This is a genomic window from Marinomonas pontica, assembly GCF_036322735.1.
GTDB classification, from domain to species: Bacteria; Pseudomonadota; Gammaproteobacteria; order Pseudomonadales; family Marinomonadaceae; genus Marinomonas; species Marinomonas pontica.
In genome coordinates this window covers 1-20,557 of the sequence record NZ_AP027271.1, presented here as the reverse complement: position 1 = coordinate 20,557, position 20,557 = coordinate 1, and the positions used below count along the sequence as shown (strand labels likewise).

Sequence of the window (20,557 nt, the reverse complement as noted above, 5' to 3'; positions counted from 1 at the left end):
CCGAAGTATTATTCGGGTTGTGAAATCATAAACCCAACAAAAAGAGCCAGTAAAAAACACATTACGGCGTAGGAATATTCGTTAAGCAGCCAACTTAAGGTGAGTTATGACAGAGTTTGAAGCTTTTTTAAAAGAGCATGCAATTACTGAAGTCGAGTCAACACTAGCAGACATGACAGGGAACGCGCGGGGTAAGTTTTACCCGACGTTCAAGTTCCTTGCAGAAAAGACAGGGCGCATCCCTGAAACAGTTCTAGTGCAAAGTGTGACCGGAGACTGGGCCGACAATCATTACGATATTGTCGACGCCAGCGACCGTGACATGGTGTTGAAACCCGACCCAAATACTCTGCGCATGGTGCCATGGGCCGACGAACCCACGGCTCAAGTAATCAACGACTGCTACACCACCGATGGCAACCTGCATCCGTTGGCCAGCCGAACGATTTTGCGTCATATTTTATCGCTTTATGAAGCGGAAGGCTTAAAACCCGTCATCGCACCAGAAGTCGAATTTTATCTGATTCAACCCAATACCGACCCAGATTATGAGCTAAAACCGGCAGCAGGACGCTCCGGCAAACGCGAAACCTCACGCCGTTCATACAGCATTGATGCAGTAAACGAGTTCAACACCATCATCGATACGCTTTACAGCTATTGCGAGGCTCAGGGGCTGGACGTAGACACCTTGATCCACGAATCTGGTGCCGCGCAAATGGAGATCAACTTCATTCATGGCGACCCATTGGATTTGGCAGATCAAGTGTTTGTGTTCAAACGCACGCTTCGAGAAGCCGCACTCAAACACGGTGTGTACGCCACCTTCATGGCAAAACCGATGAAAGACGAACCCGGCAGCTCGATGCACATTCACCAAAGTTTGGTGGACGCCAAAACCGGTAAAAACGTCTTTGACGACAACGGTAAACCGAGCGAATTGTTCTACCATTATTTAGGGGGGTTGCAGACGTACACACCCAACGCGATCTCTTTCTTCGCGCCAAACGTCAACTCGTATCGCCGTTTTTCACCAGAAATGGCCGCGCCTATTAACATGAACTGGGGATTTGATAACCGTACAGCAGGGCTGCGTATTCCATTTGCACCGCCACAAGGCACGCGCATCGAAAACCGTTTCCCCGGTGCCGACTCTAACCCGTATCTCGCCATCGCGGCGACGTTGGCGTGTGGTTATTTAGGCATGAAGCAAAAGCTACAACCCACCGATCCGATTAAAACGAATCAGCCACCGTCCGATTACCCAGAAGTGGAAATCGCTCGAACGCTAGAAGAAGGCCTACGTTTGCTAGAAGAATGTGAGCCATTATGTGACATCTTAGGCAAAGACTTTGTCACTGCTTATATGGGTGTAAAACGCAGTGAGTTCGAAACCTTTAACCGGGTAATCAGCTCATGGGAACGCGAGCATCTATTGTTGAATGTGTAATTATTTTTAATCCACAGAGCATCACGACAAGGATAAAAAAGCCTTGCGTGGTGCATGTAGCGTTATCACTAAAGGAAGCAAATCATGACACAGAAAAACCGTAAAATGCGTCAATTGTTACCCATTGCGGGTATGGTCTGTGCGTTAGGCACAACGGCAACGTCCGTTTCTGCCGAAACGCTAAAATTCTTCAACTGGTCGGATTACATTGCCGAAGACACCGTTGAACGATTTGAAGCCGAGACGGGCATTCAAGTCATCCAAGACGTTTTTGACAGCAACGAAGTGCTGGAAGCAAAACTGCTGGCGGGCAATTCGGGTTATGATTTGGTGGTGCCGACGGCGTCTTTCATGGGGCGTCAGATTCAAGCGGGCGTGTTTGGCAAATTGGACAAGGCCAAGTTACCGAATCTAAAACACCTCGACCCAGAACTATTGTCCTTCCTTGAAGCGGTCGATCCGGGCAACCAATACGGCGTACCGTATTTGTGGGGCACAACGGGCATTGGCTACAACGTCGATAAAGTCAAAGAAGTTCTAGGCGACGATGCTCCCGTAAACAGCTGGGATTTGGTGTTTAAACCAGAAAACATGGCCAAGCTGCAAGAATGCGGTGTTATGTTTTTGGACTCACCTGACGAACTGTACCCACTGACATTGAATTATTTGGGCAAAAACCCCAACAGCCGCAACCCACAAGATTATGCGTTGGACAGCGAAGCGGTCAAACTGCTGAAAGACGTGCGCCCTTATGTGACACAATTCCATTCTTCTCAATACATCAGCGCGCTTGCTAACGGCGACATCTGCGTGGCCATTGGTTGGTCTGGCGATGTGATTCAAGCCCAAGACCGCGCGATCGAAGCCGATAATGGCGTGAACATCGAATACAGCATTCCAAAAGAAGGCACGCAAATCTGGTTTGACATGCTTGCCGTGCCAAAAGAAGCCGAAAACAAAGACGCTGCGTATCAGTTCATCAATTTCTTATTGCGTCCAGACGTCATTGCCGATGTCTCAAACTACGTGGCGTACGCGAACCCTAACCTCGACGCGATGGCGCTGCAAGACCCTGATATTTCGAGCAATGAAGGCATTTACCCAAGCAGCGAGGTGAAAAAGAAACTCTTCGCACAAAAAGTTCGCGGCCTAAAAATCGAGCGTTTGATGGTGCGTCTATGGACGGACATTAAAACCGGACGCTAAGAAGCGGTAACCCTAGCGTAAAACAAAAATAGCCTAGCGATGCGTCGCTAGGCTATTTTTATGGGTGCAACACCCGCAAAACATTACGCAGGAATCTGTTGCGTAATGCAGTGCAAGTTGCCTCCACCCAACAAAATATCGCGCGCTGGGATGCCGATAAGCTCATGGTGTGGAAACGCTTTCTGCAGCACATCGTGGGCAACGCGATCTTTCGCTTCGTCTAATAACGGGTAAAACACGGCGCCATTACAGATTAAGCAGTTCGCGTAAGAGCCTGCCAAGCGATCTTCTGCCGCACGCGCCATACGATCTGGTTGTACCAATCCGGCCGCTTCGTCTTCGCGAATATAAAGCGGCCCCGGCATAGGCAATCTATGGACTAGGATCTGACGTCCACGCGCATCTCGCGTTTCCGCCAATAAGTTCAATGCCTGCTGGCTGATGGCGTATTGCGGATCATTTTCGTCATCACACACCGTCAATAACACTTCACCGGGGCGAACCACATGCAAAATATTATCGATGTGGCCGTTGGTTTCATCGTTGAATAATCCCAACGGCAGCCAGATCACTTTTTCAATCGATAAGTAGGCTTTCAGCTGCGCTTCGATGTCTTCTCGGCTTAGCTCGGGATTTCGGCTTGGGTGCAGCAAACACTCTTCCGTTGTGTAAAGTGTGCCTTCGCCATCGCAATGAATCGAGCCGCCTTCAAGCACAAAAGGCGCGTCATAACGTTCTACCCCTTCTTGCTGAGCAATCTGCGTGGCGACGTTTTCATCGTCAAACCAATCGTCATAAAGTCCATCCAATTCGCCCCCCCATGCATTAAATTGCCAATTCACCGCACGCTTAACACCGGCGTCATTGACGACCATCGTCGGGCCAATGTCTCGCATCCATGCGTCGTTGTAAGCCATGGGAAAAAGCTGAGTAGAGCTGGGCAGCATGCTTCTGGCTTGCGCTTCGTACTCTGGCAACACCGCCAATTTTACCGTGACATAGCCGCTTAAACGTTCAATAAAATGCGCGAAAGCCGCCTGCGCAGGCAAGCCATTATCACGCCAGTTATCGGGACGAGTGGGCCACGCCAGCCACACCGTACTCTGAGGACTGTGTTCACCCGGCATCCAAAAATCATCCGCTTTGGGAGTGGTTAACATGCAGCCTCCTATTTGACCTGACCATCGAGGATTTTGATGACATCGTAATGCTCTGGTCGACGGTCGCGGAAAAGCCCCCACGCCTTACGCTGAGTGCGCACTTTTTCCAAATCAAACGTGTGCACAAGAATCGCTTCGCTCTCGCGGTCTGCTTGCTCGATTAATTCACCACGTTCATCGCAAATAAACGACGAACCATAGAAGGTCAGTGCCAAATCACGGTGTTCCGCTTGTTCCGTGCCAATTCGGTTGGACGCAATCACTGGCGTCTGGTTGGCGGCAGCATGACCGCGCATGGTGTTTGTCCAGTGTGGCATGCTGTCGAGATCGGATTGGCTCGGCTCGGAACCAATGGCCGTTGGGAAAAGCAACAAATCGGCGCCCATCAGCGCCATGGATCGAGCCGTTTCTGGGAACCACTGATCCCAACAAATACCCACACCAATGCAACCGAATTTTGTGTTCCACACTTTGAAGCCAGTATCGCCAGGGCTGAAGTAGTATTTTTCCAAATAACCATCGCTGTCAGGGATGTGCGTTTTACGATACACACCCAACAACTCGCCACCCGCATCGATCATTGCCAAGGAGTTAAAACGGACTTGTCCGGCTTTCTCGAACCAACTAAACGGCAAGACTACATTCAATTCGGCCGCCAACGCTTGGAAGCGTTTAAAGGCCGCATTTTCAGCCAACGTGGTCGCCAAATCATGATAGGGCTCGTGGATCTCTATGCAAAAATACGGCGTCTCAAACAACTCCTGAATCAGGATAACTTGAGCGCCTTTGGCAGCCGCCGAACGTATTAGCTTTTCCGCACGATCAAGGTTATCTTGCTGGTTCCACGTGCAATGCATTTGCGTGGCGGCAACGGTTATCTTTGACATAAGCTGAGTACTCCAAATGACAGTTTGTTAGAAGTTTTTTCATTATTTTGTCTGACTAAACGATGTTCTAAAGCCAATTTCGCCATCTTAGAGAATTCGGAAAATTACGATATACCCCCACGGGGATATGGTGTGAAAGGACGCTGCTCAGTTAGTTTAGATTCATAGCAACCCATTTAGCGTTTTTGTTGGACGCCAAAGAAAGGAATTACATATGAAAACTTACCAAGAATGGCAAGCCCTTCGAAACACGATTAGCCTGCATTCCAACGCCTACATTAATGGTGTTTTCACGCCAGCACAAAGCGGTGACACGTTTGATTGTATCAATCCTACGGACGAATCCTTGTTGGCAAAAGTCGCCAGCTGTGACGAAGCCGATGTGAATCTGGCGACCGCGGCGGCCAAAGCCGCGTTTAAAAGCGGTGTCTGGTCAAACATGGCACCCAATAAGCGCAAACGCATCTTACAAAAGTGGGCGGATTTGCTAGAAGAGCACCAAGACGAATTGGCTTTGATCGACACCTTGGACATGGGTAAGTCGATTTCGGAGATGGTCGGCATCGACGTACCAGATTCCATCGACAGCTTACGTTGGTCGGCCGAATGCATCGACAAATTGTACGGTGAAATAGCTCCAACGAACCCAGACAATTTGGCACTGATCAGCCGCGAACCATTGGGCGTTGTCGCTATTATTACGCCTTGGAATTACCCATTAATGATGGTGATGTGGAAAATTGCACCGGCTTTGGCTGCGGGCAACAGCATCATTCTAAAACCGTCTGAGAAATCGCCGTTGAGCGCTCTCAGAATTGCCGAGTTGGCAACGCAAGCGGGGATTCCAGACGGCGTATTCAACGTCCTCCCAGGTTTTGGTCACACCGCTGGAAAAGCCCTTGCGCTGCACCATGATATTGGCACCTTAGCATTCACTGGTTCTAGCCGCGTGGCAGGACTACTGATGCAATACGCGGGTCAATCCAACATGAAGCGGGTTTGGCTAGAAGCGGGCGGTAAATCGCCTTGCATCGTCTTTGAAGATTGCAAAGACATTGAAGCGGCTGCCAAAGGCGCAGCAACGGCCATTTTCACCAACCAAGGGGAAGTGTGCATTGCCTGTTCCCGTTTGTACGTTCACAGCAGCATCAAGGACGCCTTCATGGTCGCCTTGCTTGAGGCAGCAAAAACCTACGTACCCGGCGACCCATTAGACCCAGCAACAAAAATGGGGCCAATGGTCGACAAAGCCCAGCTGGATACCGTAACAGGATTTATTGAGAGTGCGATTGCTGAAGGCGCCACGTTGGCGTTAGGCGGCGTTCCCGATTATCAAGAAGGGCAGGGGTTCTACGCTAAACCAACCATTTTTACCGACGCAAGCCACGCAATGACCTTCGTGCAAGAAGAGATTTTTGGCCCTGTGTTGGCGGTGATGACGTTTGACACCGAAGCCGAAGCCATTGAATTGGCGAACGACTCGAAATACGGCTTAGGTGCATCAATTTGGACCAATGACTTGGGCCGTGCGCACCGTGTCAGCCGTCTACTAGAGTCTGGCATGGTGTGGGTAAACACCTGGGGCGATGGCGATACAACGGTGCCTTTTGGTGGCGTTAAAGCGTCTGGAAACGGCCGAGATAAATCGTGGCATGCGCTGGAAAAATACACTGAAATTAAAAACACCTGGATCAGTCTGAAATAAACCAAACCTAAGACTCGCAAGCCATCGTTGGATTAATAGGGGCGTTAATAGCCCCGCTTTTTTACACTACTGTAGACGCACGGATTAACGCGTCTACACGCTATAGGAGAGGTTCTCTATGTCATCCCCTACTCATGCAAATTCATACTACGCGGCCTCCGCAAATGATAAAGCCATTCGTCCACAGCTAACGGGTGAGCATCGTTGTGATGTCTGTGTCGTTGGTGCTGGGTTTACTGGCATATCGACCGCCCTTAGCTTAGCGGAAAAGGGCAAGCGAGTTATCGTTGTCGAAGGCTCGCGTATTGGCTTTGGCGCATCAGGCCGTAATGGCGGCCAAATCGTCAACAGCTTTAACCGCGACATCGACTACATCTACAAAAATTACGGCGATGACATTGGTCAGAAAATGGCCAAAATGGCGTTTGCTGGCTCTGAATTGATTCGTCATCGCATCGAAAAATACAACATCGATTGTGACCTCAAGCACGGTAACGTCTTTGCAGCGTGCAACAAAAAGCAATTTGAAGAATTGAAAGCCAAAAAAGCCTTGTGGGAGTCCCATGGCCACAATGAGCTGGAATTGCTGACGGCGTCGTCTATCCAAGATCACATCGGATCAGACCGATACGCAGGCGGTTTGTTGGACAAAAAGGGCGGTCACATTCAGCCACTGAATCTGGTTCTTGGCCAAGCCAACGCCTTTGAAGCACTCGGTGGGCAGATCTTTGAAGATTCCGAAGTCATTCGTTTAGAGCAGGGTAAACCGGGCAAAGTCGTTACCAAGCAAGGCACCGTGGTTGCAGACACCATTGTGGTCGCAGGCAATGCGTACATCTTTGGCTTGCTGCCTGAAGTGGAAAAGAAAGCCATGCCTTGTGGTACTCAGGTAATTGCGACCGAGCCGTTGCCAGAAGACATTCAAAAACAACTGTTACCAACAGACCGTTGTGTGGAAGATTGTAACTATTTATTGGATTACTATCGTTTGTCCGGCGATGGACGACTCATTTACGGAGGCGGAACCACTTATGGCGCTCGTGATCCGGGGAAGATCGAATCCATTATCGTGCCCAAAATGCTGAAAACGTATCCGATCTTGAAAGACACTAAAATCGATTTTGCGTGGACAGGTAACTTCCTGTTGACCATGATGCGCATGCCGCAAGTCGGCAAAATTGGCGATAATCTTTATTACGCTCAAGGCTACTCTGGCCACGGCGTGACCAACTCCCATCTCATGGGCGAGATTTTATCGGACGCGATTGATGGCGAAATGGAGCGCTTTGACGTGTTTGCCAGCATGCCACAATATCAATTCCCTGGTGGACGCTTATTGCGCATACCTTATACGGCAGTGGGCGCGGCTTACTACAACATGCGAGATAAACTGGGGATTTAGCCCTTTCTCTGCCTATAATGATCACCCGCAAAAGCCGCCTAAAGCGGCTTTTTTTATAGTGCCTGATACGATTTTCTGTAAAAAAACGTGATCTCATGTAACTGCATGTAAGTGAGTATTCACATTGCCTGCAAGTAACGGGTAATGGTGCGATTTTATTGCTCTAACAGAATGATTTTAGCCGTTTAGGTTGTCTTCTTTTTGGGATTTAATCGCCAAAATATCCGCGATATTATCTTCGATCCAATCCGCCAGATTCGCCACTCGCGCGGCCACTTCAACGCCTAACTCCGTCAAACTGTACTCCACATGAGGCGGCACAACCGGATAAGAAATTCGCGACACAAACCCATCCAGCTCCAACGCCTGCAAGGTTTGCGCGAGCATTTTTTCACTCACGCCAACAATCTTGCGGCGCAGCTCACTGAAGCGCTGCGTCTCGCCGTCTTTCAGCGCAAACAGCACTAACACTCCCCAACGACTGGTCACATGTTTCAGAATATCTCGGGAAGGGCATTTATCTGAAAACACATCGCCTCTATTAAATAAACCTGACATGCCGCTCTGATTGGTTTGCAAAATATTTTCCATACTTACCTTTTTGTACGTACTTACTAAAAGTTTGTTAGTGAAGTATTCTACTTTCATCTACTTAAAACTCAAAGGAGAAAATAATGATTTTAGTCACAGGCGCATCCGGTCAACTTGGCCGTCTGGTCATCGCTTCTTTATTAGAAAAAACCGCCGCCAGCAATATCATTGCCGCGGTTCGTAATCCAGAAAAAGTAGCCGATTTGGCAGAAAAGGGCGTTCAAGTTCGTCAGGCTGACTACACAGACCAAGACGCTCTTGTTGCTGCGATGCAGGGCGTTGAAAAAGTGCTGTTGGTGTCTTCCAGTGAAGTAGGCCAACGTGCCGCTCAGCACGCCAATGTCATCAATGCGGCAAAACACGCTGGCGTTTCCTTGATTGCTTACACCAGTATTTTGCGTGCAGACAGCTCGCCGTTGATTTTGGCGGAAGAACACGTCGCAACCGAAGCGCTGTTGGCAGAATCTGGTGTGCCGCATGTGTTGTTGCGCAATGGCTGGTACTCAGAAAACTACACCATGGGTGTAGCGGGTGCACTTGAACACGGTGTGGTTGGTTGTGCTGAAGAGGGCAAATTGTCTACAGCAGCACGAGCCGACTACGCAGAAGCCGCTGCCGTGGTGTTACTGAAAGACCAACAAGCAGGCAAAGTATATGAATTGGCAGGCGACAGCGCCTTCACTCTAAGCGAATACGCTGCAGCCATCAGCAAGGCATCTGGTAAAGACGTGGCCTACCACAATGTGCCAGAAGCCGAATTCACCAAGATATTGGTCGGTGTTGGCTTACCGGAAGGCTTTGCTGCCATTTTGGCGAATTCAGAAGTGGGCGCATCGAAAGGCGGCTTGTTTGACGACAGCAAAACACTGTCGACGCTCATTGGTCGTCCAACAACGTCTATTGAAGACAGCATCAAAGCCGCGTTGTAATTAGCCTGACGTAGAATTATTGGCTAAGACAGGGCACTCTGTCTTAGCCAATTTATAAACGGACTTGTCGCTCTAGCCAGTCAAAAAAGACCGTGGCCTCTGCCGACAGTTCGGTGCCGGATTTACGCACCAAATAAAAAGATTCACTGGCGGGAATACGCAAATCAAAAGGCTCCACCAGCCGACCATCTGCCAACATGTCTTCCACCATCGAAGACCTTGCTAGTGCGACCCCCACACCCAACTCAGCCAATCGCAACGACGCCAATAGTGTGTCCAATTGCATTCCTCGTGAAGGGTCCACCTCTACGTCATTCACCATCGACAACCAATACCCCCAGCCTTCTTCGTAACCTAACACGTGCAATAACGTATGCTCGCTAAGGTCTGAGGTAGTCGCCAGTGGTAAACGGTCGATGAGTTCTGGCGAACAAACAGGAAACAGGCTGTCCCAGCTTAAACGCTGTGAGACATAACCCGGCCATTGGCCATTGCCCCAGCGGATCTCGAAGTCGTCATCGGCTTCTGAATCTTTCACCCAAAGGGAACTGATATAGCGAATATCAATATTAGGGTACAGACGATGAAACTCTGTCAATTTAGGTGCCAACCAATGCACAAAGAAGGACAAACTACCGCGGATTTTGACCGGAGTTCGTTGATCTTGATTGAACAGCTCATTGGTCGCTGCCGCCAATCTGGAGATAGAATCCTGCACCACAGGAAGATAAGACATGCCTTCATCAGTCAGAGCCAAGCCGCGAGGGAGACGAGTAAACAACGCCACGCCAAGATGGCCTTCAAGCAAGCGTATTTGCTGGCTAACGGCACCTTGAGTCAAATGAAGCTCGTGTGCGGCCTTGGTGAAATTCAGACTGCGCGCAGAGACTTCAAAGGTTCGTAGCCAGTTTAACGGAGGGAGGGATTTTTGGTTCATTCGGTACTCTAACCATCGCTCTAAAAAGACGAAGCGTTAGAGTACCTGACCTAAAAAGCGTTGCAAGCGCGGATGATCAGAATGAAAGAAACGTTCTGGAGTTTCTTCCAAAACCAGCTCCCCGTCTTCCATAAACACCACACGGTCGGCCACTTCTTGAGCAAAGCCCATTTCGTGCGTGACCACAACCATGGTCATGCCTTCTTTCGCCAGTTCTTTCATTACATCCAACACCTCGCCGACCATTTCTGGATCAAGCGCACTGGTTGGTTCATCAAATAACAGCACTTTGGGCTTCATCGCGAGCGATCGTGCAATGGCCACTCGTTGCTGTTGTCCACCCGACAAGCGCGAAGGGTAATTTCCCATACGATCCGCAAGACCAACTCGCTCTAGCAAACTCTCAGCGGTTTTTTGTGCTTCTGCTTTACTCTGTTTGAGCACCTTCATAGGCGCTAACATCACATTGCCAAGCGCCGTCTTATGGGGAAACAGATTAAACGCCTGAAACACCATGCCAACTTCCTCGCGTACCACATTGATGTCGGTGCGCTTATCGGTCAAATCCACTTGATCCACAAAAATCCCACCCGAGGTGATGGTTTCTAGTTGATTAAGAGTGCGTAAGAAAGTCGATTTCCCCGAACCACTTGGTCCGATAATCACCACCACTTCACCCCGTTGCACGTCCAATGAAACGTCTTTCAAGGCATGACAGCCGTTCGGGAAAACCTTATTGACGTTACGCGCTTGAATCAAAGGCATTGAAGTAGCAGACGCGGTCGTTGAATCAGTCACTGGCCGATAACCTCTTTTCTAAACGCTGAATAAGTAAAGACAAGCCACCCGTCACCACCAAATACAGCACGGCAACTGTAAACCAAACCTCAAATGGCGCAAAGCTGCCGCTGACCACCTCACGACCGGCTTTGGTTAAATCTGTGATGGAAATCACCGACACCAGAGAAGAGTCTTTGATCAAATTAATAAATTGCCCAGCAAGCGGTGGCAAAGTGCGTTTAATCGCCTGCGGCATAATCACATACGCCATGGCTTCAACGTAATTCATTCCCAGCGAGCGCGCGGCTTCCATCTGTCCAACAGGCACAGACTGGATCCCAGCTCGGACGATCTCCGCCACATACGCCCCGGTGAAAATAGACAAGGCCGCCACACCAGCGGTAAAACGATCTAAATCAAACACCGTACCGATGAAGAAATACACAATGAAAATTTGCACCAGCAGCGGCGTACCACGAATGACTTCCACATACGTCACCGCCAAATTACGCCACACTTGACCGTGCGCCACTCGCATCAAACCAAACATCACGCCCAATAACACGGCAAAGATCAACGAAATAAAGGAGATCTTAATGGTCACCCACAAACCTTCTGCGATTGGCCCAAAACGCCAACCATCGATACGCGCAATCGTGTCCCCTTGAAAAATCAAATCGCCATTTCGCGATACCAAGGTGTCGTAGACGTTCACGATTTGCGGGTCATCGCCAAAGTCTGGCTCAATAGACAGTCGTCCAGCGGCATCGACCACCGCCGTTCCATCGGTAATGGCGACAATGTCTTGGGATTCGGTATTGATTATGTAAGACCATAAGCGTTCCCAATGCCAGGAGTAATCGATTTTCTGACCCGCGAAATACACGCCAGAAATCAATACCGCCATGATCACCAGATATAACCCGTGTCCAAGCCAACGTGAAGATTGTGTTTGCATGAGCTCTCTTAACTATAAAAAGAGCCTACATAATGTAGGCTCTTTGAAACGCGATAATAAAATACAAGGTTATTGGATGCTGTCGACCCAGGCATCCGATTTAAACCACTTGTCGTAAATACGGTCGTAGGAGCCGTCTTTTTTGATTTGAACAAGGTAGTTATTCAAGAAATTTAGGAAATTAGGGTCGTTTTGACGAATCGCCCAACCTAAAGGCTCATACGTAAACGACTGGTCCAAATGCACCACTGTGTCTTTGTGCTGAGACGCATACAAGGCATTGTACGGCAGGTCATAGACAAAGGCATCCGCCTTGCCATTGGCCACTTGCAACACCGCATCAGCGGACGTTTCAAACAAATCTAGAGTCGCTTTCGGGAAATATTTTTTCGCCGCTTGCGCTCCCGTTGTGCCAATCTGCGATGCTAGTCGGTATTTCGGATCGTTCAAATCTCGAAAAGACGTCACTTTGTCTTCTAACTCGGATTTGATCAGCACCGTTTGGCCTATTTCAATGTAAGTGTCGGCAAACATGACCTTTAGGTTGCGCTGAGGCGTGATGGCCATACCACCAATAATAATGTCGCACTTGCCCGTTTGAAGTGCCGGAATGATGCCGTCCCAAGCCGTGTTGACTGGCACAAATTTCACGTCGATCGAACGCGCCATGTGTTTCGCAATGTCGATATCAAAACCGATAAAACGACCGTCTTTGGTCTTCATTTCGAAAGGAATGTAGCCCGCTTCAAAACACACTTTCAGTTCACCGCTCGACAAAATACTGTCGATAGCCGGTTCTGCGGCATAGCCAGTAGCAGAAAATAAGGCACCGACTAAGGCGACACTCGACAGCGCTTTTTTAAGACCAAATTTCATAACATTCCTCGTTTTGTTCACCCGTTGCGCTAAAAACGCAATGGATACAGACATTATAGGGGGTATTTGGCGGGACAATATAACGGAAAGCCGTCAGGAAGAATAACTATGGAATACGCCCCTAAGACCAAGGTTTTTTAATTGGTAAGGCGATATTTTTAATATATCGGCGCATTATACCCTTAAAAACCAAATATTGACCCTAATTTTATAATCAAAGCCATGTCTATCTGTCGCGCTCATGGTTAAAATGCCTCCTATTAACAATACGGGAGCGGTTATGCATTCAATCACTATTCTAGATGGCGGTATGGGTCGCGAATTAGAGCGTCGCGGCGCGCCTTTTAAACAACCAGAATGGTCGGCTTTGGCCATGATGGAAGCACCAGAAATCGTCAAAGACGTTCATAAAGCCTACATAGACGCTGGTTCACGGGTTATTACTACCAACAGTTACGCCTTGGTGCCTTTCCATATTGGGGAAGAAGTCTTTCAACAACGCGTGACGGAACTGGTCATTGAATCTGCTCGCGTCGCTCGTGAAGCCGCAGAGGAAGCGGATGAAGAAGTAAAAGTAGCCGGTTCTTTAGCGCCCTTATTTGGTTCATACCGTGCCGATTTATACGAAGCGGATCGCGCAGAACAGATTGCTCGACCTATTATCGAAGCGCTCGCCCCGCGGGTTGATCTTTGGCTAAACGAAACCCAAAGCTTGCTGGCGGAAACCCTGCAAATGAAAGCGCTGGTGGATGAAATAGACGGCCAAAGCAAACCTTATTGGGTTTCTTTTACATTGGAAGATTCAGAAGCCACCGATCAGCCCCGTTTACGCTCTGGCGAAACCGTCAAAGAAGCTGTCGCAGCGATGGCCAACGTTGGCGTGAATGGCATTCTGTTTAACTGTTGTCAGCCAGAAATCATTGCCGACGCCATCCAACTATCACAAGACGTCTTGTCCGCGTTACACCAAGACACCATACAGTTAGGCGCATACGCCAACGCATTTCCTCCTCAACCCAAAAATGCGACTGCAAATGATGGTTTGGACGAGTTGCGTAGCGACCTTACGCCTGATTCTTATCTAGTGTGGGCACAACGCTGGAAAGAGCAGGGCGCCACCTTAATCGGCGGCTGCTGTGGTATTGGACCAGAACACATCAAAGCGTTGTCAGCGCATCTTTGATAACAGAGCTTACACAGCCCGCTAGGCAAACAAAAAAGCCCCCGATTTCTCGCGAAATCGGGGGCTTTTTATGGTCAATAATCCGTCTTAAACGTCTAGGTTCGCTACGTTCAAGGCGTTGTCTTGAATGAAGTTACGACGTGGTTCCACTTCGTCACCCATCAAGGTGGTGAACATTTGGTCAGCGGCAACGGCGTCATCAATGGTGACGCGAAGCATACGACGTGCATCAGGGTCCATGGTGGTTTCCCAAAGCTGCTCAGGGTTCATCTCACCCAATCCTTTGTAGCGCTGGATGGTCATACCACGAGACGCTTCTTTCATTAGCCACGCTTTCATGTCGCTGATGGTTTTTACCGGTTCGCGACGTTCGCCACGTTGAATAAAGGACTCTTCACCAAACAATTCAGCCACGGTGTCCGACATCGCGACAATACGTTTGTATTCTGGAGAGTTGAAGAAAGTACCTTCAAAACGGTAACGGTTCGACACACCATGAGACATAATGTCGACCACTGGCAGGAAGATGTTACGTTCGTCGTCTTTTTCAACAGAGAAGTCAAAACGGAAACCGGTGCGCGCGTCTTGCGGCATTTGGTTACGAATGGCTTCAACCCATTCTAAAACAATGCTTTCGTTGGTTAGACTTTCTTGCGTCAAGGCTTTGCAGTACAGAAGCTTGCCCATGACGTCTTTCGGATACACACGAGCCAAGCGGTCGATATCGCCTTCGATTTGAATGTAATCTCGTACCAGCTTCGCCAAAGGCTCGCCTTGAATGCCCGGAGCGTCTTCGTTGACGTGCATGTGAGCGCCGTCCAAAGCCACTTCGATCAAGTGTTGATCCAATGCCGCTTCGTCTTTAATGTACTGTTCTTGCTTACCACGTTTGATTTTGAACAACGGCGGTTGCGCAATAAAGATGTGACCACGTTCGATGATTTCTGGCATTTGACGGAAGAAGAAAGTCAAAAGCAAGGTACGGATGTGCGATCCATCGACGTCGGCATCGGTCATGATAACGATGCTGTGGTAACGCAATTTGTCGGCGTTGAACTCGTCACGACCGATACCACAACCCAATGCGGTGATCAGGGTACCCACTTCAACCGACGCCAGCATTTTGTCAAAACGGGCTTTCTCGACGTTCAAGATTTTACCTTTTAGAGGCAAAATCGCTTGCGTACGACGATCACGACCTTGTTTTGCAGAGCCACCCGCAGAGTCACCCTCCACTAGGTAGATTTCAGAAAGCGCTGGGTCTTTTTCCTGACAGTCGGCCAATTTACCCGGCAAGCCTGCGATGTCTAGCGCGCCTTTACGACGCGTCATATCACGGGCACGACGTGCGGCTTCACGAGCACGAGCAGCATCGATCATTTTGTTGACGATGATTTTCGCTTCGTTGGGTTTTTCGAGTAGGAATTCAGAGAAACGCTTCGCCATTTCTTGCTCTACGGCGGTTTTTACTTCCGACGATACGAGCTTGTCTTTGGTTTGAGAAGAGAATTTCGGATCTGGCACTTTCACCGATACGATGGCGGTCAAACCTTCACGGCAGTCATCGCCGGTTGTCGCCACTTTTTGTTTCTTCGCTAGGCCTTCTTTTTCGATGAAGGTGTTGAGCGTACGCGTCAACGCACCACGGAATCCCGCAAGGTGAGTACCACCATCGCGTTGTGGAATGTTGTTGGTGTAACAGTAGATGTTTTCTTGGAAGCCTTCGTTCCACTGCAAGGCAACTTCTACGGCAATGCCGTCTTCTAGGTCGTCACGCTGGCAAATGAAGTGAAAAATGTCGTTGATTGGTGTTTTGTTGGTGTTCAAATGCTCAACAAATGAACGCAAGCCACCGTCGTAGTTGAAAAAGTCTTCTTTACCAGAGCGCTCGTCTTTCAATTTAATCGCAACGCCAGAGTTCAAGAATGACAATTCACGTAGGCGCTTCGCCAAGATGTCATAAATGAACAGAATGTTGCTAAACGTGTCTGCAGAAGGTTTGAAATGTACAGTGGTACCGGCTCCGTCGGAATCCCCAATAATCGCCAATGGCGCTTGTGGAACACCGTGAACATAGTGCTGTTCGTACACTTTGCCGTTTTTACGGATAGTTAACGTGAGACTTTCGGACAGGGCGTTTACAACGGAAACACCCACGCCGTGTAGGCCACCAGAAACCTTGTATGAGTTATCGTCAAACTTACCACCAGCGTGAAGTACCGTCATGATAACTTCGGCAGCAGAAACACCTTCTTCTTCGTGAATATCAACCGGAATACCACGGCCGTTATCGGAAACCGAGATTGATTCATCTGGGTGAATCAATACCGTGATGGTGTCACAGTGACCAGCAAGGGCTTCATCAATGGAGTTATCCACGACTTCGAACACCATGTGATGCAAACCGGTGCCATCGTCTGTGTCGCCGATGTACATGCCAGGACGTTTACGTACGGCATCTAGCCCTTTGAGCACCTTGATACTGGACGAATCGTAATTATTTTCACTCATTTAACTCTCCTGCAAACCTTTGCTCAATAAAGACAGTTCGCCATGATTCATAACAAACTGACGAACGTCTGTTGTGTCAGCCCAAGTAAAATCCGTTGTATCGGGCTCGACACTGGTAATAAAAATTTGGCTGTTTAACGACTCCAATAATCGACAGAGCTTCTGTCTATGATTGGCGTCCAACTCGGCTGGTAAATCATCCACTAAAAATACCAGTGGGCGACCCATTTCGATCAAGAGTTGCCCTTGTGCAATTTTCAACGCAGACACAACAAGCTTTTGTTGGCCTCTGGAAAGCGTATCTAACGCGTCTCCCGTGGCGGTTTTTACTCGTAAATCCGCTCGTTGTGGTCCGGTATGGGTGTAACCGAGTTCAATATCGCGCTCGCGTCCCGCTTCCACGGCCATCGCTAAGTTTTTTTGTGCGTCCCAGCCTTGGAAAAACTGAAGATTCACAGAAAGTTCTGACGTTAATAGCGATAAAACACGTTCAAAATGCGGTGTGAGTTTTTCCACATACGCTTTGCGAGATTGATTGACTTGTTCACCCAGTCGGATCAATTCCTGATCAAATGCCGCCAATAAACTGAGAGATATTTTACCACGTCTAAGCAAGGTATTCCGCTGTTTTAATGCTTTTTGCCAGCCTCGCCATGCCGGAATGAAGTCTTTATCGAAATGAAAGGCTCCCCAGTCAATAAATTGGCGACGAATGCTGGGTGAACCCTCTAATAATCGAAAGGCATCGGGATTAATCAGCTGCACGGGGAGACGTTCTGCCAGCTCAATGACAGACTGCGCTCGTTGTCCTTGGATACGAACGTCAATTTGACCATCACGATGACGTTGCAAACCAACACGAATAGGGCTGCCTTGCGTTTGATGCAGCTGTGCAAAAACAAGACACGCGTCATTTTCGTGCTGAATATAGGTTTTGTGCTTATGACTGCGGAAGGAACGACCAAACGACAATAGGTGAATGGCTTCTAACACCGAGGTTTTACCACTGCCATTTTTGCCGACGATCACATTCACTTGAAGCGAAGGTTCGAAGCGCACACTAGAAAGGTTGCGAACATGAGAGATGTCCAAACGCACCAGTGGCATAACAGATAAACCTTACTTAGGGTGGGGAAGACCCACTTGGTGATTGAATAAATGAGTCACCAAGCGGGTCATAGGTCTTTGATCGGAAAGGCGATTACAGACGCATTGGCATCACAACGTATTGTGCTGCATGGCTTTGCGCTTCTTCGATCAAGGCACTGCTGTTCGAGTCATTCAAGGACAAACGCACTTCCTGAGAGTCCACAACGCCCAACACGTCCAACAAGTAGCCAACGTTAAAGCCCACTTCCATGTTGTCGCCTTGGTATTGCACCAACACAGATTCTTCGGCCTCTTCTTGCTCTGGGTTATTGGCGAAGACTTGCAACATGCCGTTAGACAGAATCAAACGCACGCCACGGTATTTCTCGTTAGAAAGAATCGATGCACGTAGGAACACTTGACGAAGCTCCAAACGATCAGCAATGACGATTTTTTCGTTGTTACGCGGAATAACGCGATGATAATCAGGGAATTTTCCATCCACTAACTTAGAGGTGAACACATATTCTGCCACTTTCGCACGAATATGGTTTGTACCAATCGTTAGCTCGACCACTTCATCGGTATCGTTTAGCAAACGATTTAGTTCCAATACCCCTTTGCGAGGTACGATTACTTGCGTTAGGTCGCCGCTCACTTGAGCGTCTTCCACAGCGGTCGCCAAACGGTGTCCGTCGGTTGCAACCACGCGCAACTGACCATCCGCCACTTCTAGCAACATGCCGTTTAGGTAATAACGAACGTCTTGGTTTGCCATTGCAAAGCCCGTACGGTCGATCAAACGACGTACGCTGTTTTGTGGGATAGAAACCGTTAGATCACCTTGCATATCTTGGATATTCGGAAATTCATCCGCTGGCAAAGTAGACAAGCTAAAACGTGAACGACCTGAACGGATCACCGCTTTTTGGTCATCCAGGGTGAATTCAATCACGGCGCTGTCAGGTAAACTTTTGCAAATGTCCATTAGCTTGCGAGCGGGCACTGTAATTCGGCCTTCTTCACACTCGTCTAATGGCACATGACCCACTAATTCCACTTCTAAATCGGAACCAGTAAGCGTTAATACTTGGTCTTTCACTTCCACCAATACATTGGCCAAGACAGGCATAGTTTGCTTGCGTTCTACAACGCCTGCCACTAGTTGAAGTGGCTTAAGGAGTGTCTCGCGGACGACTGAAAATTTCATTATTTTCCTCGTAAACTCAAAGTCTTAGACCATCAGGTGGTCAGAATTCGCATCAATTGTTTGTAGTCTTCACGGATATCCGAATCCGTATCTTGCAGTTCTTTAATCTTGCGAATCGCGTGCAAGGCTGTCGTATGGTCACGACCACCAAAAGCGTCACCAATTTCTGGCAGGCTGTGGTTGGTCAATTCTTTGGCTAACGACATCGCCACTTGGCGAGGACGAGCAACAGAACGACTACGACGTTTCGACAGCAAATCACTGATCTTAATTTTGTAGTATTCCGCCACAATTCGCTGGATATTATCAATGTTTACCAGCTTGTCTTGCAAGGCCAAAAGGTCTTTTAACGATTCGCGAACAAAATCCGGAGTAATCGCTCGTCCAGTAAAGTGCGAGTTGGCGATAACACGCTTTAAGGCGCCTTCTAATTCACGGACGTTAGAGCGAATTTTCTGGGCAATAAAGAAAGCAGAATCATAAGATAACTTAATGCCGCTTTCATCTGCTTTGCGCATCAAAATAGCCACACGAGTTTCCAATTCTGGCGGCTCAATGGCCACGGTTAACCCCCAGCCAAAACGCGACTTCAGACGGTCTTCCAACCCTTGAATTTCCTTAGGATAACGGTCACAGGTCAAAATCATCTGTTGGCCGCCTTCTAATAAGGCGTTAAAGGTGTGGAAAAACTCTTCTTGGGTGCGGTCTTTGCCAGCAAAAAACTGAATATCATCAATAAGTAACGCGTCTACCGAACGATAGTAACGCTTGAAATCGTTGATTGCGTTTAACTGAAGGGCTTTTACCATGTCGGCAACAAAGCGTTCAGAGTGCAAATACACCACTTTGGCATTCGGATTATGACGCATCATCTCCGTACCAACGGCTTGCATTAAGTGAGTTTTACCCAGACCAACGCCACCATAGATAAAGAGAGGGTTGTAAGCACCGCCTGGATTTTCGGCCACTTGCAAGGCGGCCGCATGAGCCAACTGGTTGGACTTACCTTCGATGAAGTTATCAAAGGTAAAGGAGTTGTTCAGATTGGCACCGTGGTTAATACCACCTTCCACTTGTACTTTACGTTTGGGCGCGGTTAATGGCAGCTGCCCCTGTTCATAAGGTTCAAGCTCTCCGCGTAATCCCGCTCCAGATAAGGTTAATGGTGCTTCAAATTCAAGGTCAGCATTTGGGCTGCCTTCTTCTTCATCCATTAAGCCAAAACCCGGACGATAACCGGACTCGCGCGCCACTTCATTATTTAAAGGGCTAATCGCTGGCTCATTTGAAATAGGTGGAGGAGGCGTTGATATCTGGTTTGCTTGAGCAAAATTTTGTGATTTCACTGCGAGCTTTAATGCAGGCGCAAGATCGTCACCTGCAAACTCAGACAAAAGCTCTTTTATGCGCGTTTGATATTTGTTACTCACCCAATCCAACACAAAACGGTTTGGTGCACTTAGGCACAATTCTCCATTAGGCATCATTTCCGCCTGCAATGGACGAATCCAAGTGTTGAACTGAGATGTGGAAAACTCACTCTGCAAACGCTGCAGACAAAGATTCCAATGCTCCAAAGACACTGTAGACGTACTCCCTGGTTGAGTGACAGACAAGGAGCGGATTTTACATCGGCCATGTAAAGTTATCCACACATAAATAGAAAAAAAGCCAATGCCCTGT

Annotated in this window: 17 protein-coding genes; 6 read left to right on the top strand and 11 right to left on the bottom strand. The window is 48.6% G+C overall.

Translation table 11 applies throughout. From position 1 onward, the window contains the following. Positions 1–106: 106 nt before the first annotated feature. Together AABA11_RS00085 and AABA11_RS00080 are read left to right on the top strand one after the other, a co-directional pair. Positions 107–1,450, top strand: coding sequence for a glutamine synthetase family protein (locus tag AABA11_RS00085; protein WP_338264411.1), 1,344 nt, complete (start codon positions 107–109; stop codon positions 1,448–1,450). 84 nt (positions 1,451–1,534) lie between these two features. Continuing rightward, a complete protein-coding gene (locus AABA11_RS00080) occupies positions 1,535–2,656 on the top strand; it encodes an extracellular solute-binding protein (protein WP_322783814.1) in 1,122 nt (373 codons plus the stop codon). An 83-nt stretch (positions 2,657–2,739) separates the two neighbouring features. Here AABA11_RS00080 and aguA read toward each other — a convergent pair whose 3' ends face one another. Next, a complete protein-coding gene (gene aguA / locus AABA11_RS00075) occupies positions 2,740–3,816 on the bottom strand; it encodes an agmatine deiminase (protein WP_338264405.1) in 1,077 nt (358 codons plus the stop codon). Between the two features lie 8 nt (positions 3,817–3,824). Continuing rightward, positions 3,825–4,703: an N-carbamoylputrescine amidase gene (gene aguB, locus AABA11_RS00070; RefSeq protein ID WP_338264403.1), complete on the bottom strand. Its 879-nt coding sequence runs from the start codon at positions 4,701–4,703 to the stop codon at positions 3,825–3,827. 214 nt (positions 4,704–4,917) lie between these two features. Between aguB and AABA11_RS00065 the strand changes: the two genes are divergently transcribed. Both AABA11_RS00065 and AABA11_RS00060 read left to right on the top strand, forming a co-directional pair. Next, on the top strand, positions 4,918–6,408 hold the full coding sequence (locus AABA11_RS00065) for an aldehyde dehydrogenase (protein WP_338264401.1): 1,491 nt from the start codon (positions 4,918–4,920) through the stop codon (positions 6,406–6,408). Between the two features lie 118 nt (positions 6,409–6,526). After that, positions 6,527–7,810, top strand: a complete 1,284-nt coding sequence (locus AABA11_RS00060) for an NAD(P)/FAD-dependent oxidoreductase (RefSeq protein WP_338264399.1) — start codon at positions 6,527–6,529, stop codon at positions 7,808–7,810. A 177-nt stretch (positions 7,811–7,987) separates the two neighbouring features. Here AABA11_RS00060 and AABA11_RS00055 read toward each other — a convergent pair whose 3' ends face one another. Further along, entirely contained in the window at positions 7,988–8,401 is a 414-nt protein-coding gene (locus AABA11_RS00055) for a winged helix-turn-helix transcriptional regulator (protein ID WP_338264398.1), read from the bottom strand. Between the two features lie 83 nt (positions 8,402–8,484). Here AABA11_RS00055 and AABA11_RS00050 point away from each other — a divergent pair, with 83 nt between their 5' ends. Then, positions 8,485–9,330 carry an SDR family oxidoreductase gene (locus AABA11_RS00050; protein WP_338264397.1) on the top strand — a complete coding sequence of 282 codons (846 nt, stop codon included), beginning with the start codon at positions 8,485–8,487 and terminating at the stop codon, positions 9,328–9,330. Between the two features lie 52 nt (positions 9,331–9,382). Here AABA11_RS00050 and AABA11_RS00045 read toward each other — a convergent pair whose 3' ends face one another. The 4 genes from AABA11_RS00045 to AABA11_RS00030 all read right to left on the bottom strand — a co-directional run bounded on the left by AABA11_RS00045 (position 9,383) and on the right by AABA11_RS00030 (position 12,881). Next, positions 9,383–10,267, bottom strand: coding sequence for a LysR substrate-binding domain-containing protein (locus AABA11_RS00045; protein WP_265727664.1), 885 nt, complete (start codon positions 10,265–10,267; stop codon positions 9,383–9,385). A 36-nt stretch (positions 10,268–10,303) separates the two neighbouring features. Further along, positions 10,304–11,032, bottom strand: coding sequence for an ATP-binding cassette domain-containing protein (locus AABA11_RS00040; protein ID WP_338269611.1), 729 nt, complete (start codon positions 11,030–11,032; stop codon positions 10,304–10,306). A 25-nt stretch (positions 11,033–11,057) separates the two neighbouring features. After that, positions 11,058–12,005, bottom strand: coding sequence for an amino acid ABC transporter permease (locus AABA11_RS00035; protein WP_338264395.1), 948 nt, complete (start codon positions 12,003–12,005; stop codon positions 11,058–11,060). A gap of 69 nt (positions 12,006–12,074) precedes the next feature. Continuing rightward, on the bottom strand, positions 12,075–12,881 hold the full coding sequence (locus AABA11_RS00030) for a transporter substrate-binding domain-containing protein (RefSeq protein WP_265727666.1): 807 nt from the start codon (positions 12,879–12,881) through the stop codon (positions 12,075–12,077). 280 nt (positions 12,882–13,161) lie between these two features. Between AABA11_RS00030 and AABA11_RS00025 the strand changes: the two genes are divergently transcribed. Further along, a complete protein-coding gene (locus AABA11_RS00025; RefSeq protein WP_338264393.1) occupies positions 13,162–14,064 on the top strand; it encodes a homocysteine S-methyltransferase family protein in 903 nt (300 codons plus the stop codon). Between the two features lie 87 nt (positions 14,065–14,151). On the opposite strand, the gene gyrB is transcribed toward AABA11_RS00025, so the two are convergent. From gyrB to dnaA, 4 genes are all read right to left on the bottom strand, one after another. Further along, a complete protein-coding gene (gyrB, locus tag AABA11_RS00020; protein WP_265727668.1) occupies positions 14,152–16,575 on the bottom strand; it encodes a DNA topoisomerase (ATP-hydrolyzing) subunit B in 2,424 nt (807 codons plus the stop codon). Next, positions 16,576–17,682 carry a DNA replication/repair protein RecF gene (gene recF / locus AABA11_RS00015; protein ID WP_338264391.1) on the bottom strand — a complete coding sequence of 369 codons (1,107 nt, stop codon included), beginning with the start codon at positions 17,680–17,682 and terminating at the stop codon, positions 16,576–16,578. A 94-nt stretch (positions 17,683–17,776) separates the two neighbouring features. Then, positions 17,777–18,874: a DNA polymerase III subunit beta gene (gene dnaN, locus AABA11_RS00010; RefSeq protein WP_338264389.1), complete on the bottom strand. Its 1,098-nt coding sequence runs from the start codon at positions 18,872–18,874 to the stop codon at positions 17,777–17,779. A 32-nt stretch (positions 18,875–18,906) separates the two neighbouring features. After that, positions 18,907–20,457, bottom strand: coding sequence for a chromosomal replication initiator protein DnaA (gene dnaA / locus AABA11_RS00005; protein ID WP_265727671.1), 1,551 nt, complete (start codon positions 20,455–20,457; stop codon positions 18,907–18,909). Between the last annotated feature and the right edge of the window lie 100 nt (positions 20,458–20,557).

Coding starts and splice junctions, on each gene's coding strand:
- AABA11_RS00085 (WP_338264411.1), top strand. CDS start 107: ATGACAGAGTTTGAAGCTTTTTTAAAAGAGCATGCAATTACTGAAGTC.
- AABA11_RS00080 (WP_322783814.1), top strand. CDS start 1,535: ATGACACAGAAAAACCGTAAAATGCGTCAATTGTTACCCATTGCGGGT.
- aguA (WP_338264405.1), bottom strand. CDS start 3,816: ATGTTAACCACTCCCAAAGCGGATGATTTTTGGATGCCGGGTGAACAC.
- aguB (WP_338264403.1), bottom strand. CDS start 4,703: ATGTCAAAGATAACCGTTGCCGCCACGCAAATGCATTGCACGTGGAAC.
- AABA11_RS00065 (WP_338264401.1), top strand. CDS start 4,918: ATGAAAACTTACCAAGAATGGCAAGCCCTTCGAAACACGATTAGCCTG.
- AABA11_RS00060 (WP_338264399.1), top strand. CDS start 6,527: ATGTCATCCCCTACTCATGCAAATTCATACTACGCGGCCTCCGCAAAT.
- AABA11_RS00055 (WP_338264398.1), bottom strand. CDS start 8,401: ATGGAAAATATTTTGCAAACCAATCAGAGCGGCATGTCAGGTTTATTT.
- AABA11_RS00050 (WP_338264397.1), top strand. CDS start 8,485: ATGATTTTAGTCACAGGCGCATCCGGTCAACTTGGCCGTCTGGTCATC.
- AABA11_RS00045 (WP_265727664.1), bottom strand. CDS start 10,267: ATGAACCAAAAATCCCTCCCTCCGTTAAACTGGCTACGAACCTTTGAA.
- AABA11_RS00040 (WP_338269611.1), bottom strand. CDS start 11,032: ATGCCTTTGATTCAAGCGCGTAACGTCAATAAGGTTTTCCCGAACGGC.
- AABA11_RS00035 (WP_338264395.1), bottom strand. CDS start 12,005: ATGCAAACACAATCTTCACGTTGGCTTGGACACGGGTTATATCTGGTG.
- AABA11_RS00030 (WP_265727666.1), bottom strand. CDS start 12,881: ATGAAATTTGGTCTTAAAAAAGCGCTGTCGAGTGTCGCCTTAGTCGGT.
- AABA11_RS00025 (WP_338264393.1), top strand. CDS start 13,162: ATGCATTCAATCACTATTCTAGATGGCGGTATGGGTCGCGAATTAGAG.
- gyrB (WP_265727668.1), bottom strand. CDS start 16,575: ATGAGTGAAAATAATTACGATTCGTCCAGTATCAAGGTGCTCAAAGGG.
- recF (WP_338264391.1), bottom strand. CDS start 17,682: ATGCCACTGGTGCGTTTGGACATCTCTCATGTTCGCAACCTTTCTAGT.
- dnaN (WP_338264389.1), bottom strand. CDS start 18,874: ATGAAATTTTCAGTCGTCCGCGAGACACTCCTTAAGCCACTTCAACTA.